At 61.5% G+C, this 19,487-nt stretch carries 16 protein-coding genes; 10 read left to right on the top strand and 6 right to left on the bottom strand.

The features are described from left to right. Nucleotides 1–146 precede the first annotated feature (146 nt). Genes wecB through FHL16_RS29400 form a run of 7 tightly spaced genes read left to right on the top strand, consistent with a single transcriptional unit; the run spans nt 147 to nt 10,800 of the window. Nucleotides 147–1,385 (top strand): non-hydrolyzing UDP-N-acetylglucosamine 2-epimerase, encoded by a 1,239-nt coding sequence (gene wecB, locus FHL16_RS29430; protein ID WP_077750119.1) that lies wholly within the window; start codon nt 147–149, stop codon nt 1,383–1,385. 41 nt (nt 1,386–1,426) lie between these two features. Next, the gene (locus tag FHL16_RS29425) at nt 1,427–3,640 is read left to right on the top strand and encodes a hypothetical protein (protein ID WP_077750102.1); all 2,214 of its coding nucleotides are present in this window, start codon (nt 1,427–1,429) and stop codon (nt 3,638–3,640) included. A gap of 12 nt (nt 3,641–3,652) precedes the next feature. Continuing rightward, a complete protein-coding gene (locus tag FHL16_RS29420; RefSeq protein WP_077750101.1) occupies nt 3,653–5,767 on the top strand; it encodes a glycosyl transferase family protein in 2,115 nt (704 codons plus the stop codon). Further along, on the top strand, nt 5,764–8,307 hold the full coding sequence (locus FHL16_RS29415) for an NfrA family protein (protein ID WP_077750100.1): 2,544 nt from the start codon (nt 5,764–5,766) through the stop codon (nt 8,305–8,307). Before FHL16_RS29420 ends, FHL16_RS29415 begins: the two co-directional genes overlap by 4 nt. 8 nt (nt 8,308–8,315) lie before the next feature. Continuing rightward, entirely contained in the window at nt 8,316–8,969 is a 654-nt protein-coding gene (locus FHL16_RS29410) for an alginate O-acetyltransferase AlgF (RefSeq protein ID WP_077750099.1), read from the top strand. After that, nucleotides 8,966–9,940 carry an alginate O-acetyltransferase AlgX-related protein gene (locus tag FHL16_RS29405; RefSeq protein WP_077750098.1) on the top strand — a complete coding sequence of 325 codons (975 nt, stop codon included), beginning with the start codon at nt 8,966–8,968 and terminating at the stop codon, nt 9,938–9,940. The genes FHL16_RS29410 and FHL16_RS29405 overlap by 4 nt, the downstream gene beginning before the upstream one ends. After that, nucleotides 9,937–10,800, top strand: coding sequence for a hypothetical protein (locus FHL16_RS29400; RefSeq protein WP_077750097.1), 864 nt, complete (start codon nt 9,937–9,939; stop codon nt 10,798–10,800). The genes FHL16_RS29405 and FHL16_RS29400 overlap by 4 nt, the downstream gene beginning before the upstream one ends. A 26-nt stretch (nt 10,801–10,826) precedes the next feature. On the opposite strand, the gene FHL16_RS29395 is transcribed toward FHL16_RS29400, so the two are convergent. The 3 genes from FHL16_RS29395 to FHL16_RS29385 form a co-directional block, all read right to left on the bottom strand. After that, entirely contained in the window at nt 10,827–11,306 is a 480-nt protein-coding gene (locus tag FHL16_RS29395; RefSeq protein WP_077750096.1) for a VOC family protein, read from the bottom strand. A gap of 118 nt (nt 11,307–11,424) precedes the next feature. Then, nucleotides 11,425–12,633 carry an MFS transporter gene (locus FHL16_RS29390; RefSeq protein WP_077750095.1) on the bottom strand — a complete coding sequence of 403 codons (1,209 nt, stop codon included), beginning with the start codon at nt 12,631–12,633 and terminating at the stop codon, nt 11,425–11,427. Between the two features lie 880 nt (nt 12,634–13,513). Next, nucleotides 13,514–13,894: a c-type cytochrome gene (locus FHL16_RS29385; protein WP_077750094.1), complete on the bottom strand. Its 381-nt coding sequence runs from the start codon at nt 13,892–13,894 to the stop codon at nt 13,514–13,516. Between the two features lie 172 nt (nt 13,895–14,066). On the opposite strand from FHL16_RS29385, the gene FHL16_RS29380 reads away from it, so the two are divergent. Further along, a complete protein-coding gene (locus FHL16_RS29380) occupies nt 14,067–14,372 on the top strand; it encodes a DUF7693 family protein (RefSeq protein ID WP_010459128.1) in 306 nt (101 codons plus the stop codon). Here the strand turns inward: FHL16_RS29380 and FHL16_RS29375 are convergent. The 3 genes from FHL16_RS29375 to FHL16_RS29365 are packed head-to-tail and all read right to left on the bottom strand — an operon-like array spanning nt 14,369 to nt 16,497. Next, complete coding sequence (locus FHL16_RS29375; RefSeq protein ID WP_077750093.1) at nt 14,369–15,337, bottom strand: saccharopine dehydrogenase family protein; 969 nt, start codon at nt 15,335–15,337, stop codon at nt 14,369–14,371. The genes FHL16_RS29380 and FHL16_RS29375 overlap by 4 nt on opposite strands. Next, nucleotides 15,334–15,735 (bottom strand): VOC family protein, encoded by a 402-nt coding sequence (locus FHL16_RS29370; protein WP_077750092.1) that lies wholly within the window; start codon nt 15,733–15,735, stop codon nt 15,334–15,336. Before FHL16_RS29370 ends, FHL16_RS29375 begins: the two co-directional genes overlap by 4 nt. An 18-nt stretch (nt 15,736–15,753) precedes the next feature. After that, nucleotides 15,754–16,497 (bottom strand): SDR family NAD(P)-dependent oxidoreductase, encoded by a 744-nt coding sequence (locus tag FHL16_RS29365; RefSeq protein ID WP_077750091.1) that lies wholly within the window; start codon nt 16,495–16,497, stop codon nt 15,754–15,756. Between the two features lie 138 nt (nt 16,498–16,635). Between FHL16_RS29365 and FHL16_RS29360 the strand changes: the two genes are divergently transcribed. Both FHL16_RS29360 and FHL16_RS29355 read left to right on the top strand, forming a co-directional pair. After that, the gene (locus tag FHL16_RS29360; RefSeq protein ID WP_077750090.1) at nt 16,636–17,529 is read left to right on the top strand and encodes an AraC family transcriptional regulator; all 894 of its coding nucleotides are present in this window, start codon (nt 16,636–16,638) and stop codon (nt 17,527–17,529) included. Between the two features lie 144 nt (nt 17,530–17,673). After that, on the top strand, nt 17,674–19,359 hold the full coding sequence (locus FHL16_RS29355; protein WP_077750089.1) for a sensor domain-containing diguanylate cyclase: 1,686 nt from the start codon (nt 17,674–17,676) through the stop codon (nt 19,357–19,359). The last annotated feature ends 128 nt before the right edge of the window (nt 19,360–19,487 follow it).

The following is a 19,487-nucleotide window of genomic DNA, read 5'->3' as shown; positions in this document are numbered from 1 at the left end:
GGCGCTCTCCCCCTCACACGAAGTGAATATCAGCATCAACGCTGATCCCCGGCATTAATCAAATTCAAATAACACCGGCTTGCTCAAGTTCAATAAAACTTGGGCCTGCATTGTGCTGCGCACTAAAACTGCGCGAGGAAGGCATCATCGCTCGTCATCATTCAAGGATTAAAATCCTTTCGATCTTCGGTACCCGTCCAGAAGCCATCAAGATGGCGCCGTTAGTCAAAGCCCTCGCTGCGGAACCCGGCATTGATTCGCAGATATGCATCACCGGCCAACACCAAAGCATGCTCAAACAGGTGCTTGACCTGTTCGACCTCAAGGCCGATTACACCCTCGATGTCATGACCCCGCAGCAAACGCTCAACTCCCTGACGGCGGCGCTTTACGGGGCGATCGACCCGGTGCTGGAAATGACCTGCCCGGACCGGGTGCTGGTGCACGGCGACACGACCTCGGCCATGGTGGCTGCGATGGCGGCGTTCCATCGACGGATCCCGGTCGGCCATGTGGAAGCCGGGCTGCGAACCGGTGATATCTACAGCCCATGGCCGGAAGAAATGAACCGTCGCTGCATCGACCTGGGGGCGGACATGCTGTTTGCGCCCACCCACGAGTCGCGCCAGAACCTGCTCGACGAACGCCTACAGGGTCGCACCTTCGTCACCGGCAATACGGTGATCGACGCGCTGCAGATGACTGCACGGCGCATTGAGCGGGATGCCGACCTGCGCGCAAGCCTGGACCGGCAGTTTTCGTTCCTGCAGAACGGCCGCAAGGTCCTGTTGGTGACCGGGCATCGTCGGGAAAATTTCGGTGAAGGCTTCCTGGATATCTGCAAGGCCCTGAGCCATCTGGCTCGGCGTTCGGATATCCAGATCGTTTACCCGGTGCACTTGAACCCCAATGTCATGGGCCCGGTCACCGAGCATCTGGGCGATCTGCCCAACGTGCACCTGATCCAGCCGCTGGACTACCTGGCCTTCGTGCGCCTGATGCAACGGGCCCATGTGATCCTCACCGATTCCGGTGGCGTGCAGGAAGAAGCGCCGTCCCTGGGCAAACCGGTGCTGGTCATGCGCGATGTGACCGAACGCCCGGAAGCTGTGGCGGCGGGCACTGTGCGCCTGGTCGGTACCTCGCCGGACTCGATCATCGCTGGCGTTAACGCGCTGTTCGATGACGACCTGTTGTGGCGCCGCTGCTCCCAGGCGGCCAACCCTTACGGCGACGGCAAGGCCAGTGCGCGCATCGTCGATGCCCTGATGGGCCGTCCGGTGAATGAGTTCATCGTGACCGGACAGCCCTTGCCCAGATTTCTGCACGCCCCGTCAGCACAGCCTGTGCCCGAGAAGCATTACCCGGCTTTTACCTCTCGATAAACCAAACCGTTCCTCCCCTTATCAGCTCGAGATCTACCTGAATGAAGTCTTCCGTTGCCATCCATACGGGTGCCCTCAGCGCCCTTGCCTGTGGTGTGAGCCTGCTCGCGCTCATGCCGACCTTTGCCTTGGCCGCGGACAGTCCGCTCACCCAGGCGATCAACCGGCTCAACGCCGACACCCGACAAGAGCGTGAGGTGCGCTTGAGCGATCTGGGGATCGATGCACCGATCATCCTCGGCTCCACCGATGCCCGCCGCGAACTGTATCTGCCGGTGCCGGCAGGTGTTCCGCTGACGGATGCGACGTTGAATTTCGACGCCAGTTACCTCAATGGCGAAGGCGGCCGCAACACGCTGCTGCTGTCGCTGGACGGTTATCCGGTGCGTGCCCAAGGGCTGAGCGAACCCCAGGGTGACGCCAGCGTCACGCTGGGCGTGGACAAAAAAGCGCGGGACAGCGGCTCGCTGCGCCTGGGCATCGCCTGGTCGTCGATCGTGTCCCGTGTGCTGTGCGAAGACGAACGCGCCATCGGCAATGTTCTACGTATCGAACCGGCCACCCGCCTGACTTACAGCTATGACGCCAGCCAGTTGCGCGACGTCGGCGCTGCGTGGACGGCCTTGCCTGGCAAACCGGGGATCATGGTCGCGCCCGGCACCTTATCCGCTGAAAGCTACGATTCGGCATGGCGTCTGGGCGTGGCACTGGAGCGGATTGGCAAGCGCAGTCAAATCCTGCCCTTCCCTGCCGTACAAGACAGCGTCGACCTGAGCGGCCTGCGCATTCCGGCCGAACTGCAAGGTATTCCAGCGTTCGCCAGCCTCAACGGCAAAGGTCCGCACACCTTGGCGAACCCGGCGGAGATCGGCGCGTTGCTGGTATTGGGCCAGACGCCGAACGTTCAGGCGGATCTGGCGGTCAACGACCCGCAACTGCTCACAGCGATCAATGCATCCCTCGACGCGCTGCAGAGCCAGATCCAGAGCTTCGATGCCACGGCGGCCAACGCGTTCACGCAATGGCGTGAGACGCATATCAATGCCGGCCTTGCCGCCGATGGCACTGACAATGTGCGCCTGGCCCTGGTGGGCACGCGCCCGGTTCTGATGATTGCGCCGCATGCCACCGACAAGGCGCTGGCCTTGTTCAGTAGCGCCTGGAACAAACTGGCACGCAGTCGCCAATTGACCGTCAGCGAAGCGCAGTTGCCCTTGAGCACCGACGGCCGTGTCGCCCTGTCTCGCCTGGGCGGCAATCCCGGCGCCATCGACGTGCTGGCCAAGTCTGACTGGAGCACGTCATTCCCTCTGGGCAGCGTGGCTTACGACGGTCGCTTGCCGGTGAAGGCTGTGGTCGACGTGTCTGCCGCGCCCGGCGCATCAGACACTGCGCCGGTGGCCTCACTGTTTCTCAATGACTACCTGATTGGCGCGCAGCAGCTGGTGGCCAACGGTGAAAAACAACGCATCGAAGCGCGCATCCCGCGTTACGCTGTGGGCGCGACCAACGTGCTACGCGTGTCGTTCCAGCGCCAGCCCGTGAGTGATCGCTGCCTGGAAACGCCGCAAGCCTTCCCGGTTTCCGTGCTGCCGACCAGCCACATCGTGCTGGAAAAAACCGCGCTGGGTGATGACTTCTCCGGCATGGCCGCGCGCTTTGCCGTGGACACCCAACTCCTGGTGCCTCAGGCCTACCTCGATCATCCGGCGAGCAGCTTGCCGCAAGTGATTTCAGTCGCCGATGCCGCCGGGGTCTCGCCGCTGCGTGCGCAATTGAAGGTCATCACAGATCCGAAAGCCTCGGTCACGCTGGACAAGGCCTTCCTCGCCTTCGAGCTGCCGATCAAAGACAGCAAGGAGTCCGTGCAGGTCGATGAGCAGGGGCGCCTGCGCATCAATCACAAGGATCAAGTGTTGCTTGACGTGCATCCGCTCAATCACCTTGCCTCGTTGCAAGTGGTCGATGCCGGCGGCCAGCGCGGTATGGTCTATCGCGCATTGGGCAATGACTCGCCACGCTTCGCCAAACAGATTCTGCTGACCCGCGGCGATGTGGCCATCCTCGGCAACAACGGTGCCCTGACCACCTTCGACACTCAGGATCCAAGCGGCAGCCAATTGATCGACAACGAAGAACCCAAGGGCCTCGACGCCTGGCGTACGCCTTCGCTGTTGTGGCTGATTCCGGGTGGCATCCTGTTGGTTCTCATCCTGTTGCTGGCTGGCCGTAATGCCCGTCGCAATCGCCAGTAACGGAACCCTTCGATGACGTCGCTTTATTGGCCCTATTGGCTGGCTCACTACTACAGCTTTCTGGAGATCTCGACCATCGTGGTCGCGGTGCTGATCCTGATTTCCAGCCTGGACGACCTGTTCATTGACCTGTGGTACTGGTCGCGCCGCCTGTTTCGCAAGTTCACCGCGGACCGCAAATACCGACCGCTGACCGCCGAGCAGTTGATGGCCCGGGATGAGCAGCCGCTGGCAATCATGGTCCCGGCCTGGCTGGAATATGACGTCATCGCGCCGATGATCGAAAACATGGTGTCGACCCTCGATTACCAGAACTATGTGGTTTTCGTCGGCACCTACATCAACGATCAGCGCACCATTGACGAAGTGGAGCGCATGCGTCGGCGCTACAAGCAGCTGCACCGCGTGGAAGTCCCGCACGCCGGGCCGACCTGCAAGGCCGACTGCCTGAACTGGGTGATCCAGGCGATCTTCCTGCATGAGAAAACCCACGGCATGACCTTCGCCGGCGTCGTGTTGCACGACAGCGAAGACGTGCTGCACCCGATGGAATTGCGCCTGTTCAACTACTTGCTGCCGCGCAAGGACATGATCCAGTTGCCCGTGGTTTCGCTGGAACGCAACTGGTACGAATGGGTGGCCGGCACCTACATGGACGAGTTCGCCGAATGGCACGGCAAGGACCTGGTGGTGCGTGAAAGCATGACCGACACAGTGCCGTCTGCCGGCGTCGGCACCTGTTTTTCCCATCGCGCCCTGCGTGTGCTGGCCGGGGAAACCGAGAACCAGCCGTTTAACACTGACAGCCTCACCGAGGACTACGACGTCGGCGCACGCCTGGCCAAGGTCGGCATGAACGCGATCTTCGTGCGCTTCCCGGTGCAGTTTCGCGTGCTGCGCAAATCCTGGTTTCGCAAGCCTTACGAATCGACGCTGAAGATGCCGTTGTGCGTGCGCGAGTTCTTTCCCGACACCTTCCGCACCGCGTTCCGGCAGAAGGCCCGCTGGACGCTGGGCATCGGCCTGCAAGGCTGGGAGCAAATGGGCTGGAACGGTTCGCTGGCCAATCGATATCTGTTGTTCCGTGACCGCAAAGGCGTGGTGACGGCGTTTGTCAGCATCATCGCCTACGTGATTCTGGTCCAACTGTTGGGCCTGATCATCCTGCGCCAGAGCGGCCTGTGGGACGTGAGTTTCCCCACGCCGTTCGAAACCAACGGCTTCATCAAATACTTGCTGCTGGCCAACGGTGTTGCGCTGGCCTGGCGCATCGCGCACCGCTGCTACTTCACCACGGTGCTGTATGGCTGGCAGCACGGATTGCTGTCCATCCCGCGCATGGTGGTGGGCAACTTCGTCAACTTCATGGCCGCGTCACGGGCCTGGCGCATGTTCCTGGTCGGCAAGGTCATGAACCGCAAACTGGTGTGGGACAAGACCATGCACGACTTCCCGTCCACCGACCTGGTCGCCGCCGCCCCGCGCAAGCTGGGCAGCGTGTTGCTGTCCTGGCAGGCGATCAACGAAACCGACCTGCAAAGCGCCCTCGCCGAACAGAAAACCCGGCACATGCCATTGGGGCGGATCTTGCTCAGCAATGGCTGGCTGGACGACGAGACGCTGGCCGAAGCCATCGCCTTCCAGAACGACCTGCCGCGGGTGTTCGATGTGGCCCACAAGGCGCAGGCGTCGACCCTCACCCTGGATGATGAGTTCGCCCTGCGCTGGCGAGTGGTGCCGGTGGGCTTGAACGCCGACGGTCGAGCCCAACTGGCCGTGGCCAGTCCGTTGCCGGCCGAAGGTCTGCAACAAGTCAGCGAGGTACTGGGCAGCGAGCCGGTGCAGCTGATTGCCCGTGAAAGCGAAATCGTTGCGCAGTTGCGCCTGATGAATGTGCGCGAAGGCCAGTCGGTACCAGATGCCCGCGCGCCACTGTTGGGTGACCTGTTGATCGAAATGGGCCTGCTGGATCGCGACGTGTTCAACCGCACCATGTTGCAGTACCGCCCGCAGCGTCACGGACGCATCGGCGACTATCTGGTCGACAGCGGCGTGCTGCCCCGCGCCACCATCGAAAAGGCCGTGGCACGTCAACACAGCCACTACCCTGAGGAGCTTCCGGCATGAATCGCCCTTTGCTGACTCTCATGGCCACGGGGCTGAGCCTGATACCTGCGCTGGCTCATGCCGAAACACTGCCATTACCGTTGACCGGCCCGGCCTACGTCACTGCCAACGAGGCCTACAGCGCCTACGAGCGCAAAGACTACGACCTGGCCATCGCCAAGGCCCGCGAAGCGTTGCGTCAGCGCGCCGACATCACCCGTTTGAACAGGCTGATCGTGCTGGCTCAACGGGACAAGGATCTGCGTGATCATCCCAAGCGCTACCCACAGTCACGTCAGGCTCCAGGCTTCGGCGCCGCCGCCCAAGCCTTCAAGGCCTATGATCGCGATGATTTCGGCGCGGCGGCACAAGCGTCACGCAAAGCCATCGCTCAGGCACCCAAACGCATGGATTATCGACTGCTGCTGATCGAGTCGTTGCAGCGTCAACAACATCTTCAAGATGCGGATCAGGCCACCACTCAGGCATTGGCCGTGTTCCCGGACGACGATACGTTGCTGATGCGCCGCGAAGCGATTCGTCGGCAATTGGCCGCACCGCTGGCCGTCGAAAGTTATCGCGCCCTGGAGCAAGGCCAGATGCCGCTGGCCGTGGATAAGGCCCGGAAAGCCGTCGCCTGGGCACCGGAAATCGGCGCCAATCAGCAACTGCTGATCAGCGCCCTGCTCGCAGCCAAGGATTACCGAGGGGCCGAGCTGGCCGCGTCTGGCGCACTGGCTCAGGACGATGGCGAAATCGCGCCGTGGATCCTGCGCAGCTACGCCCTTGATCGTCAGGGTAAAACAGCGGCAGCCGAGGCTGACCTGAATCACGCCCTGGCCATCGATGGCCTGCTGGAAACCGAAACCCGCGACATTCGCTTCTTCGCCGCCGACGCTGCGCTGGCCCATGGCGAGCCTCAGCGGGCGCTTGATCAGCTGCAACCTTTGGCCGATGACGAAGGCGGCGAAGTGGCCCGTCGACGCACAGCCGCCCGAATGGCCCTCAGGCAAAAAAACAACGGGTTGAACGCTGTCGCCCAGTTTCCGGCCCCGGCCCTGAACTGTCAGGAAACCGCTTTTGGCCTGGTCTGCGATATCTGGCCGGGCAACCAGCGCGACGGCGGAACCGACAAGGCCGGTCAGGCTTACGCCGCACTCGCCAGCAAGGACCCCGCCTCGGCCGTCGTCCTGGCCAACGAAGCCATTGCCCGTGCGCCGCAGAATCCAGCGTATCGACGGTTGCTCGTCAGCGCCTTGAGTGATCAGAAGCGAGTGCCCGAAGCCATCGCGGCAGCCAGCGAGGGCCTCAAGCTCAGCGGCGATGACGCCCGACTGCTGGCCCAACGCGGTCGTCTGCGCCAGCAATCGGGTGACGACGCCGGCGCTCGCCAGGACTTTACCCAGGCCTTGGCGCTGGGGAGCCTGCCTGCTTATGAAGAAGCCAGTCTGTACAGCGCCATCGGCCAGCGCCGAACCGCGCGCGAACGGCTGCAACAAGCGCGGGACACGGGTGAACTGGAATCGATGAGCGACCTGCAGATCGCTTACTTGTCGGTCCAGGCCGGCGACGATGACGGTGCCCACGCATCGTTCCGCAAGGCCGATGCCGAGACGCGACTGACGCCATCAGCCACTCAGGACGCGGCCTATAACGCGATGCGGGTCAATGATGACGAACAAGCCGTCAGCTACTTCAAGCGCGTCATCGACGCAAACAATGCCGGTGAACCGGACCTGTCCCCGCAGCAGCTGTTCGACACCCGTCGCGCCGTGGCCGATGTGTCGCGCACCTGGGGCCTGACCAACACCACCAGTTACCGCGGCAACAGCACCAGCAGCGGCCTGAGCTCAGCGCCGAGCGGCGGCAATAGCAGCAATGACAGCCTGCAAAACAGCACCGAATTGTCCTGGCGCCCGTTGGGCTATCGCAATGCACGCTTTGTCGAACTCTACGGACGCGTCACCGACACGCTGTGGAGCAAGAACAGCGATTCGGACACCGGTTTCGATGCGCTGCAAGGCGCGGTGGGTGTACGGGTCAAACCCTTCACGTCGCTGAACGTGATGGCCGCCGTCGAGCGCACATTCCCCTTGGGATCGTCGGACGTCGACGGTGACTGGCTGCTGCGTCTGGGCTATGGCGCAAGCGTCGGGACCGATCTGCGGGTCGATGCCTCCAGCTGGTGGACTTCGCAGTTGTTCGCTGAAGCCGGACATTACGTCAACGACTCGCGGGACTATTTCAACAGCGAATGGCAGGTCGGCCGCAGCTATGCCATCGGTGGCGCGGGCTCACGCTGGGTGACGTTCCCTCATGTGGTGGCTGCGTTCGATTACGACTCGAAGATGAACAGTGGCACCGACTCCGATGGCAAATCGGACTCATCGTCCGGCAAGGCCGGTGGCATCGGTGTCGGCAACAACGTGCGCTACTGGTTCCGCGAAGATGCGTACAACGCGCCCCGCTCCTATCTCGACTTCTCCCTGCAGTACCGCGTCAAGGTGCTGGGCGATGATCGCGCTCAAGGTGTCTTCGGTCGCCTGACTTATTCCTATTGAGGACTTGCATGAAGATTCGATTCTGTTTGTGGCTGGGACTTGGCCTGATCCCGATGGGGGCAAACGCCGCCCCTGAAATTGCCCAGTTGTACGCGCCAAAACTGCCGGAGGGTTCGGCCTGGGTGCGGGTGGTCAATCCCTCCGACACTGCCATGCAGGTCCAGGTGAGCCAGGGCGCGAGTTTCGCCCTTTCGACCCAGGCGACGGTGGCCAGTCCTTTTCAGGTCGTGGACTCGCGACAACCGCTGCAAGTGACCGTCAACGGTCGCGAGATAAAGGGCCTGAGTGCACCGAAAAGTGCGTGGGTCACGCTGATTCTCGACAGTGACCCGGCGCGGGCACCCCGCCTGGTCATCGACCCGCCGCTGCGCGGCAAAGACTTGCGTGCCGAACTCAACCTCTACAACCTGGCCAGCGGTTGCGAAAAGGCCGGGGTGAAACTGGCTAACCATGCCCCGGTGTTCAATCAAGTGCCGTTCAACGGACAGGCCCAGCGCACGATTAACCCGGTGCAAGCAACGCTGGTTGCCAATTGCGAGCAGAACATCAGCCTGCCGTTCAAGCTGGCGCCCTTCAAGGCCGGCGATCGTTACAGCCTGTTCCTGGTCGGCTCCCGGCAGGCTCCACGCCTGATCGGCCTTGTCGACCAGACCGCGCCATGACCCTTCAATGGAAATCTCGCTGGCCGGTTTCCGCCCTGATCGCCGGTGTCTTGTTGAGCCTGTCGGGCACCGGCGTTGAAGCGGCCTCGGCGGTCATTACCGGCGAAGGTGGCTGGCTGTTCCCGGCCTGGGAAAGCCTGAGCAAGGTCGATAACCCCGGCACGACTCGCAACATTGCGCTGGTGAAACAACTCCAGCAGAACCTTGCGCGGGAACACATCAGTCTGGTCGTATTGGTAGTGCCGATGAAAGCGCCGTTTTATGCCTCGCGCCTGCCCGCCAATCAGCCCTTGAGCCCGGCCGTGATGCAGCGCTACGACCACATACAGAGCGAGCTGACTCAGGCAGGCCTGACCACGCTGAACATCAAGCCCGTCCTGCAACGCACTGAACACGGCAAACAGACCGCGTTTTATCGCGCCGACTACCACTGGACCGCCTGGAGCGCAGAAAACACCGCCGACGCCACGGCGCAACTGATTACCGAGCGTTACCGCCTGCAAGGCGAACCCGGCGGTGGCGCGGCGCTGGGCGAGTGGTTCGACCGACGCGCGTTCGGCGATCTGGCGAGCAATTTCCTGCCGGCGATCAAACGTAAATCGATTGGTCGCGACATCTACACCGTTCGCCATCAGGCCCAGAACGACTTGCTGATCGATGACGCACCGGCACCGGTTCAGGTGATCGGCAACAGCTTTGTCCAACCTTACCTGGGCTTTACGCAAAAGCTTTCCAATGCCCTGGACCGTCCCGTCGCGCTGACCTGGAATCCTGGCGATGTCGGCCCATGGGCTACGCTGCTGCAATACTTGGAGTCTGCGGATTTCGCCCAACACAAACCGCAAGTGATCGTCTGGCAATTCAACGAGGGCCAATTCCACCTCGGCCCCGATGCCGCAGCTAACTGGAACGCCAAAGGCGTCACCTCGCTGAGCCAATGGCATCAGCGCATCAATAAGGCGCTTCCGTGAACATTCTTGGTTACACCGCCAGTCGCGCGACCATTGCGGGTCTGTTGTTTGCCGCCATTCTCGGCACCGGGACCGGCGTGCTCTACGTGACGGACAAAAAGGCCCAGACCCCAGGGATCGTCGGCATCGTCTGGCAGCCGGACAACAAGACCGTCGGCATCAATGGCCACTGGGAAAAGCTGGGGGCCCGCGAGCTGCTGGTGCAATGGACTGTCGTCGACGATCAGGCATTCGTTGCCGGTTCCGGCCTGCCCAGCGTGCCGGTTCTGCCCGATTGGGCACGCATTGCCAAGGCCCCTTGGGCGCAAGACGTCATCCTCGGACTGGCCGGCTATTTCAGCGAAAACCGCTCACGGGACAACATCGAGCAACTGGCGGCAGTTTCGGCACGCATCGCCAAATTGCCGACGCCCTTGCACGTCACAGGCTGGTACTTCCCCGCCGAAGTCGACCCCAGCTGGACCCGCGCCAAAGAACTGCCCGCCCTGCTGGCCAAGCTGCCACGACCGTTATGGATCAGCGTGTATGACGGTGCGAACATCGGCCCTGTCGCCACGGCAGAATGGCTCAAGCAGTGGCTGCCGAATGATATTGGCGTGTTCTTCCAGGACGGCGTCGGTGTCTACGCCCGCACCGCACCGGTCGCCAGGACCTACGCCGACGCGTTGCGCGAGCGTCTGGGCAAAGACCGGGTGCGCATCATCGTCGAAGCCTTCCGCCCCAACTTCGGCGGCGGATTTCGCTCCGCCACCGCCGCCGAGCTCAAGCCGCAATTGGCGGCCTATGACGGTTATCCGCTGTACCTGTTCGACGGACCGCACTACGTGACGCCTGAGCTGGTGGAGCAACTGGCGCGATAAGGCAAATCACCGAGCATCAGACTGGGCTAACCCTTGACCGCCGCTTCTATCGCCGCGACATCGATTTTCCCCATCTGCATCATCGCGTTGAACGCGCGCTTGGCCGCTGCTTGATCGGGATTATTGATGGCATCCGTCAGGACGCGGGGCGTGATCTGCCACGACAATCCCCATTTGTCCTGGCACCAGCCACAGACGTTTTCCTGGCCGCCGTTTCCGACAATCGCGCTCCACAAGCGATCGGTTTCGGCCTGGTCGTCAGTCGCCACCTGGAACGAGAACGCCTCGTTGTGCTTGACCCCCGAGCCCCCGTTCAGGCCGAGACACGGAATGCCCATCACCGTGAATTCGACCGTCAATACATCGCCCTGCTTGCCCGCAGGATAGTCGCCAGGCGCGCGAAGGATGGTGCCCACCGCGCTGTCGGGAAACGTCTTGGCGTAGAACGTCGCGGCGTCCAGCGCGGCGCCGTCGTACCAGAGGCAAATCGTGTTTTTGCTGACCATTCTGGTTCTCCATCAATGGGGAATGAATGGTCATTCTAGCTGAGCGACCAGATGGACCACGAAGAGGGCCATGCCCCTTGTCGGCAGATCAATGCTGTAACGAAGTCCAGCGTGCTGATTACTGGAAACTCGGCTCGGCGCAAACCGCTGATGTGGCGCGAAGTGTACGCAGCCCCAACAGCACGATCACCACCATGACCAGCCCCGCGCCGATGGCGACGCCGAACCCTGCCCGTGCGCCATAGGCGTCGATGACCAGCCCCGCGAGTACGCCACCGAGCGCCACGCCGATGCTGATGCCCGTCGTCATCCACGTCAGGCCTTCGGTGATCCTGGACGGTGGAACGATGATCGTACCAAGGTTCATGACGACGACCATCGTTGGTGCGAATGACATGCCTGCCACAAACAGCATCCCGGAAAGGATGTAGACGTCCGGCGAGAAAATGGGCAAGACGGCTGTAACTGCCGTGATCAGAACGCCAACGAAGAACTGCTTTTCAATCGACAAGGAGACCCTCAACGCGCCGAACGTCAGGCCCGCGATCATTGAGCCGAGCGCATAGGCTGCGAGGATGAAGCTGGCGGACGCTGGCCAGTATTGTGCGTTGGCGAAGGCCACCACCGCCACATCGATTGATCCGCCAATCACGCCCATCGCCAAGAGTGCCAGAACGATGGTGCGAACGCCGGGAATCAGCAAGGTAGAGCCAGTGCTCTTCCTGACGCCCACGATGACCTTCGGTTCTGTCTGCTTTTGCAGAAGAAAAGCGCTCACGCCGATGACCAGCAGCAAGACCGCGACAAGCGGTCCGGCTTCGGCAAAAAACCTGACGCTCAGACCGATGGCCAGGGGTGGACCGATAATGAAAGCGAGCTCAGTCAGCACCGTGTCCAGGGAGAAAGCCGTGTGCAACTGCGGCTTGCCACGGAAAAGCTGTGTCCAGCGTGCTCTTATCATCGCGGGCATGCTGGGCATCGTGCCCGCCAGTGCCGCAAGAATAAACAACAGCGGGGTCGGCGCCCTCATAGAGACGGCAACGATCAGCGCCAGCAACATGCCAATGCTGAAGGTGGTGACTAAGGGCAGCACCCGACTCTGCTCCCGCTGATCGACGAGTTTCGACACCTGCGGGCCGATCAGCGCATTTGCCAGGGTAAAGGTACCGGCGACCGAGCCAGCCAGCCAATAAAGTCCCGTCTGCTGCACCAACATGGTAATGATGCCGATGCCAATCATTGCCTGTGGCAGACGGGCAATGGAACTCGCGATCACCAACCCCATGACGCCCGGGGTGGTGAGCAGTTCGCGGTAGGGATTTGCCATGATTTCTCCTTTTTATAATGCTTCGCCGATGGGTACCCAGCTGCACGCCCGCAAACTGTTGCGGGCGGTTTATCGGCGACTCAATGGCACATGTGAACCAGCAAGCAAGCGAGGCAGTTGTTCACCATAGCTGAGCGTCTCACCCTCAAAGACCAGCGACGTGGCTTCAGGACTGCGTGCAACCCGGGCTTCGAATAGTTGATGAATACACAGATGAACAGAAAATTCAGACGTAACTTGGTCGTGCATCCTTGCCTCCAGAAGTGAATAAACTCACTTCTATCGATTGTTCGCACTTACATCATGCAAGTGCAGTCCTTGGAATATTATCTAATCAATCTAACCTGCCATCTGCCGCAAACTATCCAATGGCAACGCGTCGATCATTAGAACTAACTATTTAGGGCAGGCATATCCGCCACCCCCTCTTACCCGTGTTATCACATGTAACCAATGCCACCTAAAACGCCCATCCCAGACAGCTCGCAGCTAACAAAAACGGTGTATTCATGGCGCATGAAAAACAACATTCACGGCCAGAAAACCAGAATGTTTTGTTTCTGCACTAGAGATACACGATGATCTTCGAGTCTATTTGGCAAGAGCATTTCTATCCGGTTTCAGCTACGGGATCCAGCGACGCCAAGAGTCTCCCCCTGAAACATCGAAGTCAATACCGGGAGGAAACTGACACATCCTAACGAAGTAAAACCGCCCCATCGGGCGGTTATCCAGTTCGATTATGAGTGTGAAAAATCATGGTTTCGTGAGTTTTTGTAGGTGCCTTCCTACATATAGATCGTCATGGTCCGCACGTCGCCTTGCTGAGGGTGGGTCCGAGCGTTTGATCGAAAGCCGCGCTGCGTCAATGCAGGGTGCCCTACTGCGGCTGAAAGGTCTGAAGATACGCCAACAGGTTTTCAATCTTCTCCGGATCGCTGAGCCCCCAGAAAATCATCCGGGTACCGGGCACTACTTCCTTTGGATCTTCGAGGTACGCGATCAGGGTCTCGCGGGTCCAGACAATGCCGGCCGATTTCATGGCGTCGGAGTATTGATAATCCGTCGTGCTACCTGACGGGCGTCCAAAAATGCCATTGAGTTGCGGCCCGAACGAACCCCGCGCCGACTCCCCCACTTGATGGCAGCCGCCGCATATCCGTTTGAACAGTGTCGCGCCGGCTTCAGCATCGCCGGCCGCCTGGACTTGCGCGCCGAACACCCCCGCAATAAGCACCATGAGGGCTGCGGCTTTATTCATGTCCTGCTCCAAATCATTTGTGGCCAAGCGCACGTAAATCAGCTCGCACCCGGTTGAACCTACTTCCAATAAGCCGCCGGCAGACGGGTGGAATAACGACCCCGCTATCCGCTGACAGCGGCAAGCGCAGACTCTATCCTGTGCAACCCTGCGATTCCACCGGAGATGCCCTGTGCCACCCTTGACCGCCCGCGAGGTTTACCAGCAGTTGCGCGACGCCGCGCTGGAACTCCGGCCGCTATCGCGCCTCGCCAGACAACCCGAGCCCGGCCACGTGCACGTCGATATCGAAGGCTGGCGCCTGAGCCTCGGTGTCGACGGCGCCCGTCTGCTGCATTGCCAACGTTGCCAGGCCCCGGACGGCCGCGAGGGTGAACTCGACCGCTGGCAACGTTACGGCACCGACCCGGTCAGTTTGCTCAGCACCTGGGAGTTGGCGCAGATCGAGCGCTTGCTGTGCCTTCAGCGCCAGCCTTAGAGATCAACGATCACCGTCCCGGCAATGCTCTCGGCGAATTCGACTCCGAACAGACGACCCGGTGTCTCGAACCCGGAACGCCGCTCCCCGGCCAACACGCGTCGCGCCGCTTCCACCGCGGCCAACGGTGTGTAGGAGTAGCCGTTGATAGTCTCAATCACCGACCGCGCAACCTGCCCATCTGCCCCTGTCACCTCAGCAACCGCATAGGCCCGATGCGACAGGCGCTCTTGCTCGCTGGGGCCATCGGGAAGTCGGGGCAAGTCGCCCTCGGGGAATGCGTCACCGCTGATGTGCACGAACATCGCGATGTTGGGGATACCCGTCGAGCGCCCACCCGTGACCAGATCACCGAACGACAGCGGCGCGCAGAGCACAGGCCCGGCGCCGAAGTCGAAGTGACGCGGTTGCGCATCCGGCGCAGGAACGAGTACGCCGTCGACCCGCGCCATCAATCCTGCACCGATGATCTCGCCAACGCTGTTGGCCGATCCACGGGACATGGAACCTGCAACCTGCAGCGCGATCCGTAGCGATTGCGGATGTTCGACACGACGGGCAACGTGCAGGGCGAGGCAGTCCGTGGGGACAACGTCCCAGCCGACGCCTGGCAATAGCATCACACCGGCATCCTCGCCCAACCGCTCCGCCAGCCGGTAAACGTTGATTTCGGCAGTGATGTCGAGATAGTCGACCCCGGCCTCGATGCAAGCCCGCATCAACGGTTCTGCAGTCATCACAAAAGGACCGGCGCAGTTCAACAAGACCGTGACGCCGCTCAGCGCTTGCGCCGTTTGAGCGTCGGCCGTGAAGGTGCGATAAGGCACGCTCAGCTGCCGGGCAAGCGCAGCCACGCTTGTCGCGTCACGTCCAGCGACTTCGAAGTCCAGCCCGGCTACCTTCGCTTGTGCCGCGACCATTCGGCCGGTGTACCCGGTTGCGCCATATATCAGAAGTTTGCTCATTGTGGGTGCTGCCAGTTTTTATAAACAAATTCGAGGCTGTAGCCATCCGGGTCCAGGACGTTAGCCGCGTAATAATTCGGGTCGTAATGCAACCGTGCGCCGGGAGCGCCGTTATCGGTAGCGCCTGCTTTCATCGCAGCGGCATAGGCCGCATCGACCTCGCCCCTGCTGTTCGCAACAAACCCGACATGCGCAGCCCGCCCCTCCACCACCCCTTCACGCAGCCAGAAAAACACCCGGCCTTGCGCACCGAAACCCTTGAGATCCGGGTGGCCCGGCGGGCCATCCTTGCCGTCGAAATCGAGCGAGTGAGTGATGCGGAGCGGTGTGAGCGCCGCGGTATAGAAATTGACGGAGCGTTGGGTGTCGCTGACTGAGATAAACACATGATCAAGCATGGAATGCGCCTCGCTGGTTCAGATGATGTAACCGCCGGAAACCTCAATGGATTGCGCGTTGATCCAGGCACTTTCTTCGGACAGCAGCGTGGCGATCACTCGACCGACGTCGTCCGGTTCGCCGATGCGACCGAGCGCCGTTTGCGAGGCCAGCAGCGTCTCGAATTCTTCGCTCAAGCCGCCGCCCAGTTCGGTGCGAATGGCGCCGGGCGAGACGGCATTGGCACGGATGCGTCGCTCACCAAACTCCTTGGCCATGTAGCGAGTCAGTACTTCCAGTCCGCCCTTGAAAGCGGCATAAGGCGCCACGCCTGGCGTGACCACCCGTGTCGTCGCGCTGGTCAGGTTGACGATGCTTGCGCCCTCCTCCATCAGCGGCAGCAAGGCCTGGGTCAGGAAGAACGGGCCCTTGAGGTGAACGTTCATGAGGTCGTCGAACTGCGCCTCGGTGACCGTCTCAAGCGGATTGAACAGGCCGTGGCCGGCATTGTTGACCAGACCACCCAGGGTGGTGGTTTGCCAGTTCGATTGCAGCGCCTCTCGTACCGCATCGACGAACACGCCGAAGCGCCCGGCATGGCAGACATCCAGTTCAAGGGCGACGGCATGACCACCTTCGGACGTGATGCGCTGAACCACCGAATCCGCCGCTTGCACGTTGCTCTTGTAGGTCAGGATGACGCCCATTCCACGCCGGGCACAGTGCACTGCGGCGCTGGCACCAATGCCTCGACTGCCGCCGGTAATGACGATAACGCTCATGGCTTGCTCCACTGTCAATCAGATGAGCAACCACGGTAACCATAGACCCTCGGGCGAGCGCAGCCGTTACTACTCCAATCCTGCCTGTTTCTGCTTTTCGCTTGCGCCGTGCGTCCCCCTGCGGTCAGATGTCTCCCCATGGAAAACCAACTGCATGAACTCAGAACCCTTGCCGCCAGGGCCGAAAACAGGCGTACAGAGACGGGCATTCCGCGCGTGGCCATGGTCCAGGGTGCGATTCCCGAACATCAGTTGGCCGCTGTCTACGAGCCGATGATCAACCTGATCCTGCAAGGCAGTAAGACCATCACCGTCGGCGATCGCACACTGAGGTATGACCCGGCGACCTATTTCGTGATGTCGATTGAGCTGCCGGCGGTCGGCAGTGTGCACCCGGCCACGTCCGGCGAGCCGTACCTCGCCGTCGCCTTGACACTGGACCCTGCCGTACTGGCAACGTTACTGACAGACTTGCCAAAACCTGTCGCACCGTCAGGACAGGAGGCCGGCTTTTCAGTGGCCGCGGTCACACCCGAGCTGATGGACGCCTGGGTGCGCATGCTGCGATTGATGGACCGGCCGGCGGACATCGCGGCCCTGAGCCCGGTGTACGAGCGGGAGATTCTCTATCGGGTTTTGCAAGGACCGCACGGCTGGATGCTGCGCGAGATTGCCGCGCCCGATACGGCCATGGCCCGTGTCAGCCTCGCGATCCAGTGGATTCGCCGCGCCTTCGCCGAGCCGCTGCGGGTCGAGGACATGGCCCGCACAGCGTCGATGAGCGTGTCAGCGTTCCACCGCCATTTCAAAGCCGTCACCACGCTCAGCCCCTTGCAGTATCAAAAACGCGTGCGGCTGCTTCAGGCGCGGACTTTGTTGGTGGCGAACGCTAAAAGCGTCACCAGCGCCGCGTTCGATGTCGGCTATGAAAGCGCTACCCAATTCAGCCGGGACTACGCCCGCGTCTTCGGTTTGCCTCCGGCCCGGGATGCCGCGCGGATTCTCGCGCAACTGCGCGGACGTGCCGACTGAGGGCGCTTCGGTCCGACTGACTCTGTTTCTTGTCATCGCGTTGGCGAATGCGTGTACCGATCGATGCCATGAAAGCGCCGCCACTGGCCCCCACCCGACCATTGCGCATACCATGCTGCGACTTCAAACCGTCAGGTGTCTTCCATGATCAAAGCCAGCTTGCGAAGCCACCTGACACTCTGGTTTGCCGGTCTGTCGTTGCTCACGCTGGTGAGTGTGGGTTTCTACGTGGGCCACATCGCCACAGAGCAAATGAAGCAGGCCAGCGGCAATGCGTTGTTGAGTACGGCAAGGTCGGCGGCCGAGCTATTGGGCGCACAACTGCATGAGCGTCAGCTCGAAGTGTCTCTGCTCAGTCGAGCGCCGTTATTCAAGCACGGCGACCTGGGCGATCCGGATATCTTGTCGTCGATGGAGCTGCGTTCGCAATCCCGCGCCGAGTACGCCTGGATGGGCGTGGCTGACGCCAACGGACGTGTACGGCAAGCCGTGAACGGTCTTCTGGTCAATCAATCGGTGAAAGAGCGCCCCTGGTTCCAGGCCGGGTTGCGCGGTGCTTATACCGGCGATCCTCATGAGGCGGTACTGCTGGCCAAACTGCTGCCCGGAACCGCCAGTGGCGAGCCTTTGCGCTTCATCGATTTCGCCGCGCCGATCCGCAATGCCGAGGGCCAGGTGATCGGTGTGCTGGGCGCCCATGCCCATTGGAGCTGGGCGACGCGGATTGTCGACGCGGCCGTGCTGCGCAAGGACATGACGCCCGAGGTGGAGGCGCTGATCGTCGACCACGACGGCAAAGTGCTCTATCCGGAGGCGCTCATGGGGCAACGTGTGGCGAACATGCCGGTCGTCCGGGAAAACCATTCCGATACCGCCGGCTGGTCAGTCGGCGACGGTTACCTGACCAGCGTGGTCGCGGTCCCCACGCCCTCGAGCACGGACCTGACGTGGTACATCGCGGTCCGCCAGCCACTGGATATCGCGCTTCAACCCGCACGTATCCTGTTTTACAAATTGCTGCTGTTGGGGGTCATTGCCGCCATCGTGTTTGCTCTGGTGGCGTACTACCTGGCGCTGTACCTCAGCCGCCCGATCGAACAGCTGGCAAAGTCAGCCAAACGGGTACAAAACCAACAACCGGGTGTGACGTTTCCGCGGGACCACTCGGTGCGAGAAATTGCCCAGCTGGGCCAATCCCTCCAGGGCATGACGGAGTCCTTGCTCGGCAAGGAGCGCGAGTTGCAGGAAGCCAATGCGTCGCTGGAAGCCACGGTCGCGCAACGCACCGCCGCCCTCACCCAGGCCAACGCCGATCTGTTGAAACTGGCCACCCACGACGCACTGACCGGCGTGTACAACCGGCGCCGATTCGACGAGAAACTGAATGAGTGCAACCTGCTGTTTCAACGCACCGGACGGCCCTTTGCGTTGCTGTTCATCGACGCCGACCACTTCAAGCAAATCAATGACACCCACGGCCACGCGATCGGCGATGAGGTGCTGCACCAACTCGCCCGGCTGATCCAGGGCAACACCCGCGCCACTGACTTCGTGGCCCGTTACGGTGGCGAGGAGTTTGCGGTGCTGTTACCGGAAGTCGAGGAACCCGAGAGCCCCGAGGTCGTTGCCGAGAAGATTCGTGCCGCGATTGCCGCAGCCATTTTTGCTACGGCCGGGCACGTCACGGTCAGCATCGGCATTGGCCTGGCCGAGATATCGGACAGCAATACCACCGCGCTGATCAAACGTGCCGATCAGCAGCTTTATCAGGCGAAGTGGTCGGGAAGGAATCGGGTGGCTCCGCAGGCTCGCGTGACGGAACGCCACTGACCTCCAGCTTCCACTGATGAAAACCCGGTTAAACCGCAAGGCTATTCACTTAAGAACATCTTCAGCTGAGCGACAACCTGTGGCGAGGGGACTTATCCCCTCGCCACAATTGCGCATCCGCAATCAAG

Origin of the sequence: Pseudomonas sp. FSL W5-0299 (assembly GCF_005930655.1) — a bacterium.
Taxonomy (GTDB): Bacteria; Pseudomonadota; Gammaproteobacteria; order Pseudomonadales; family Pseudomonadaceae; genus Aquipseudomonas; species Aquipseudomonas mandelii.
The sequence above is the reverse complement of the archived record's forward strand: the minus strand, read 5'-3'. Positions and strand labels throughout refer to the sequence as shown.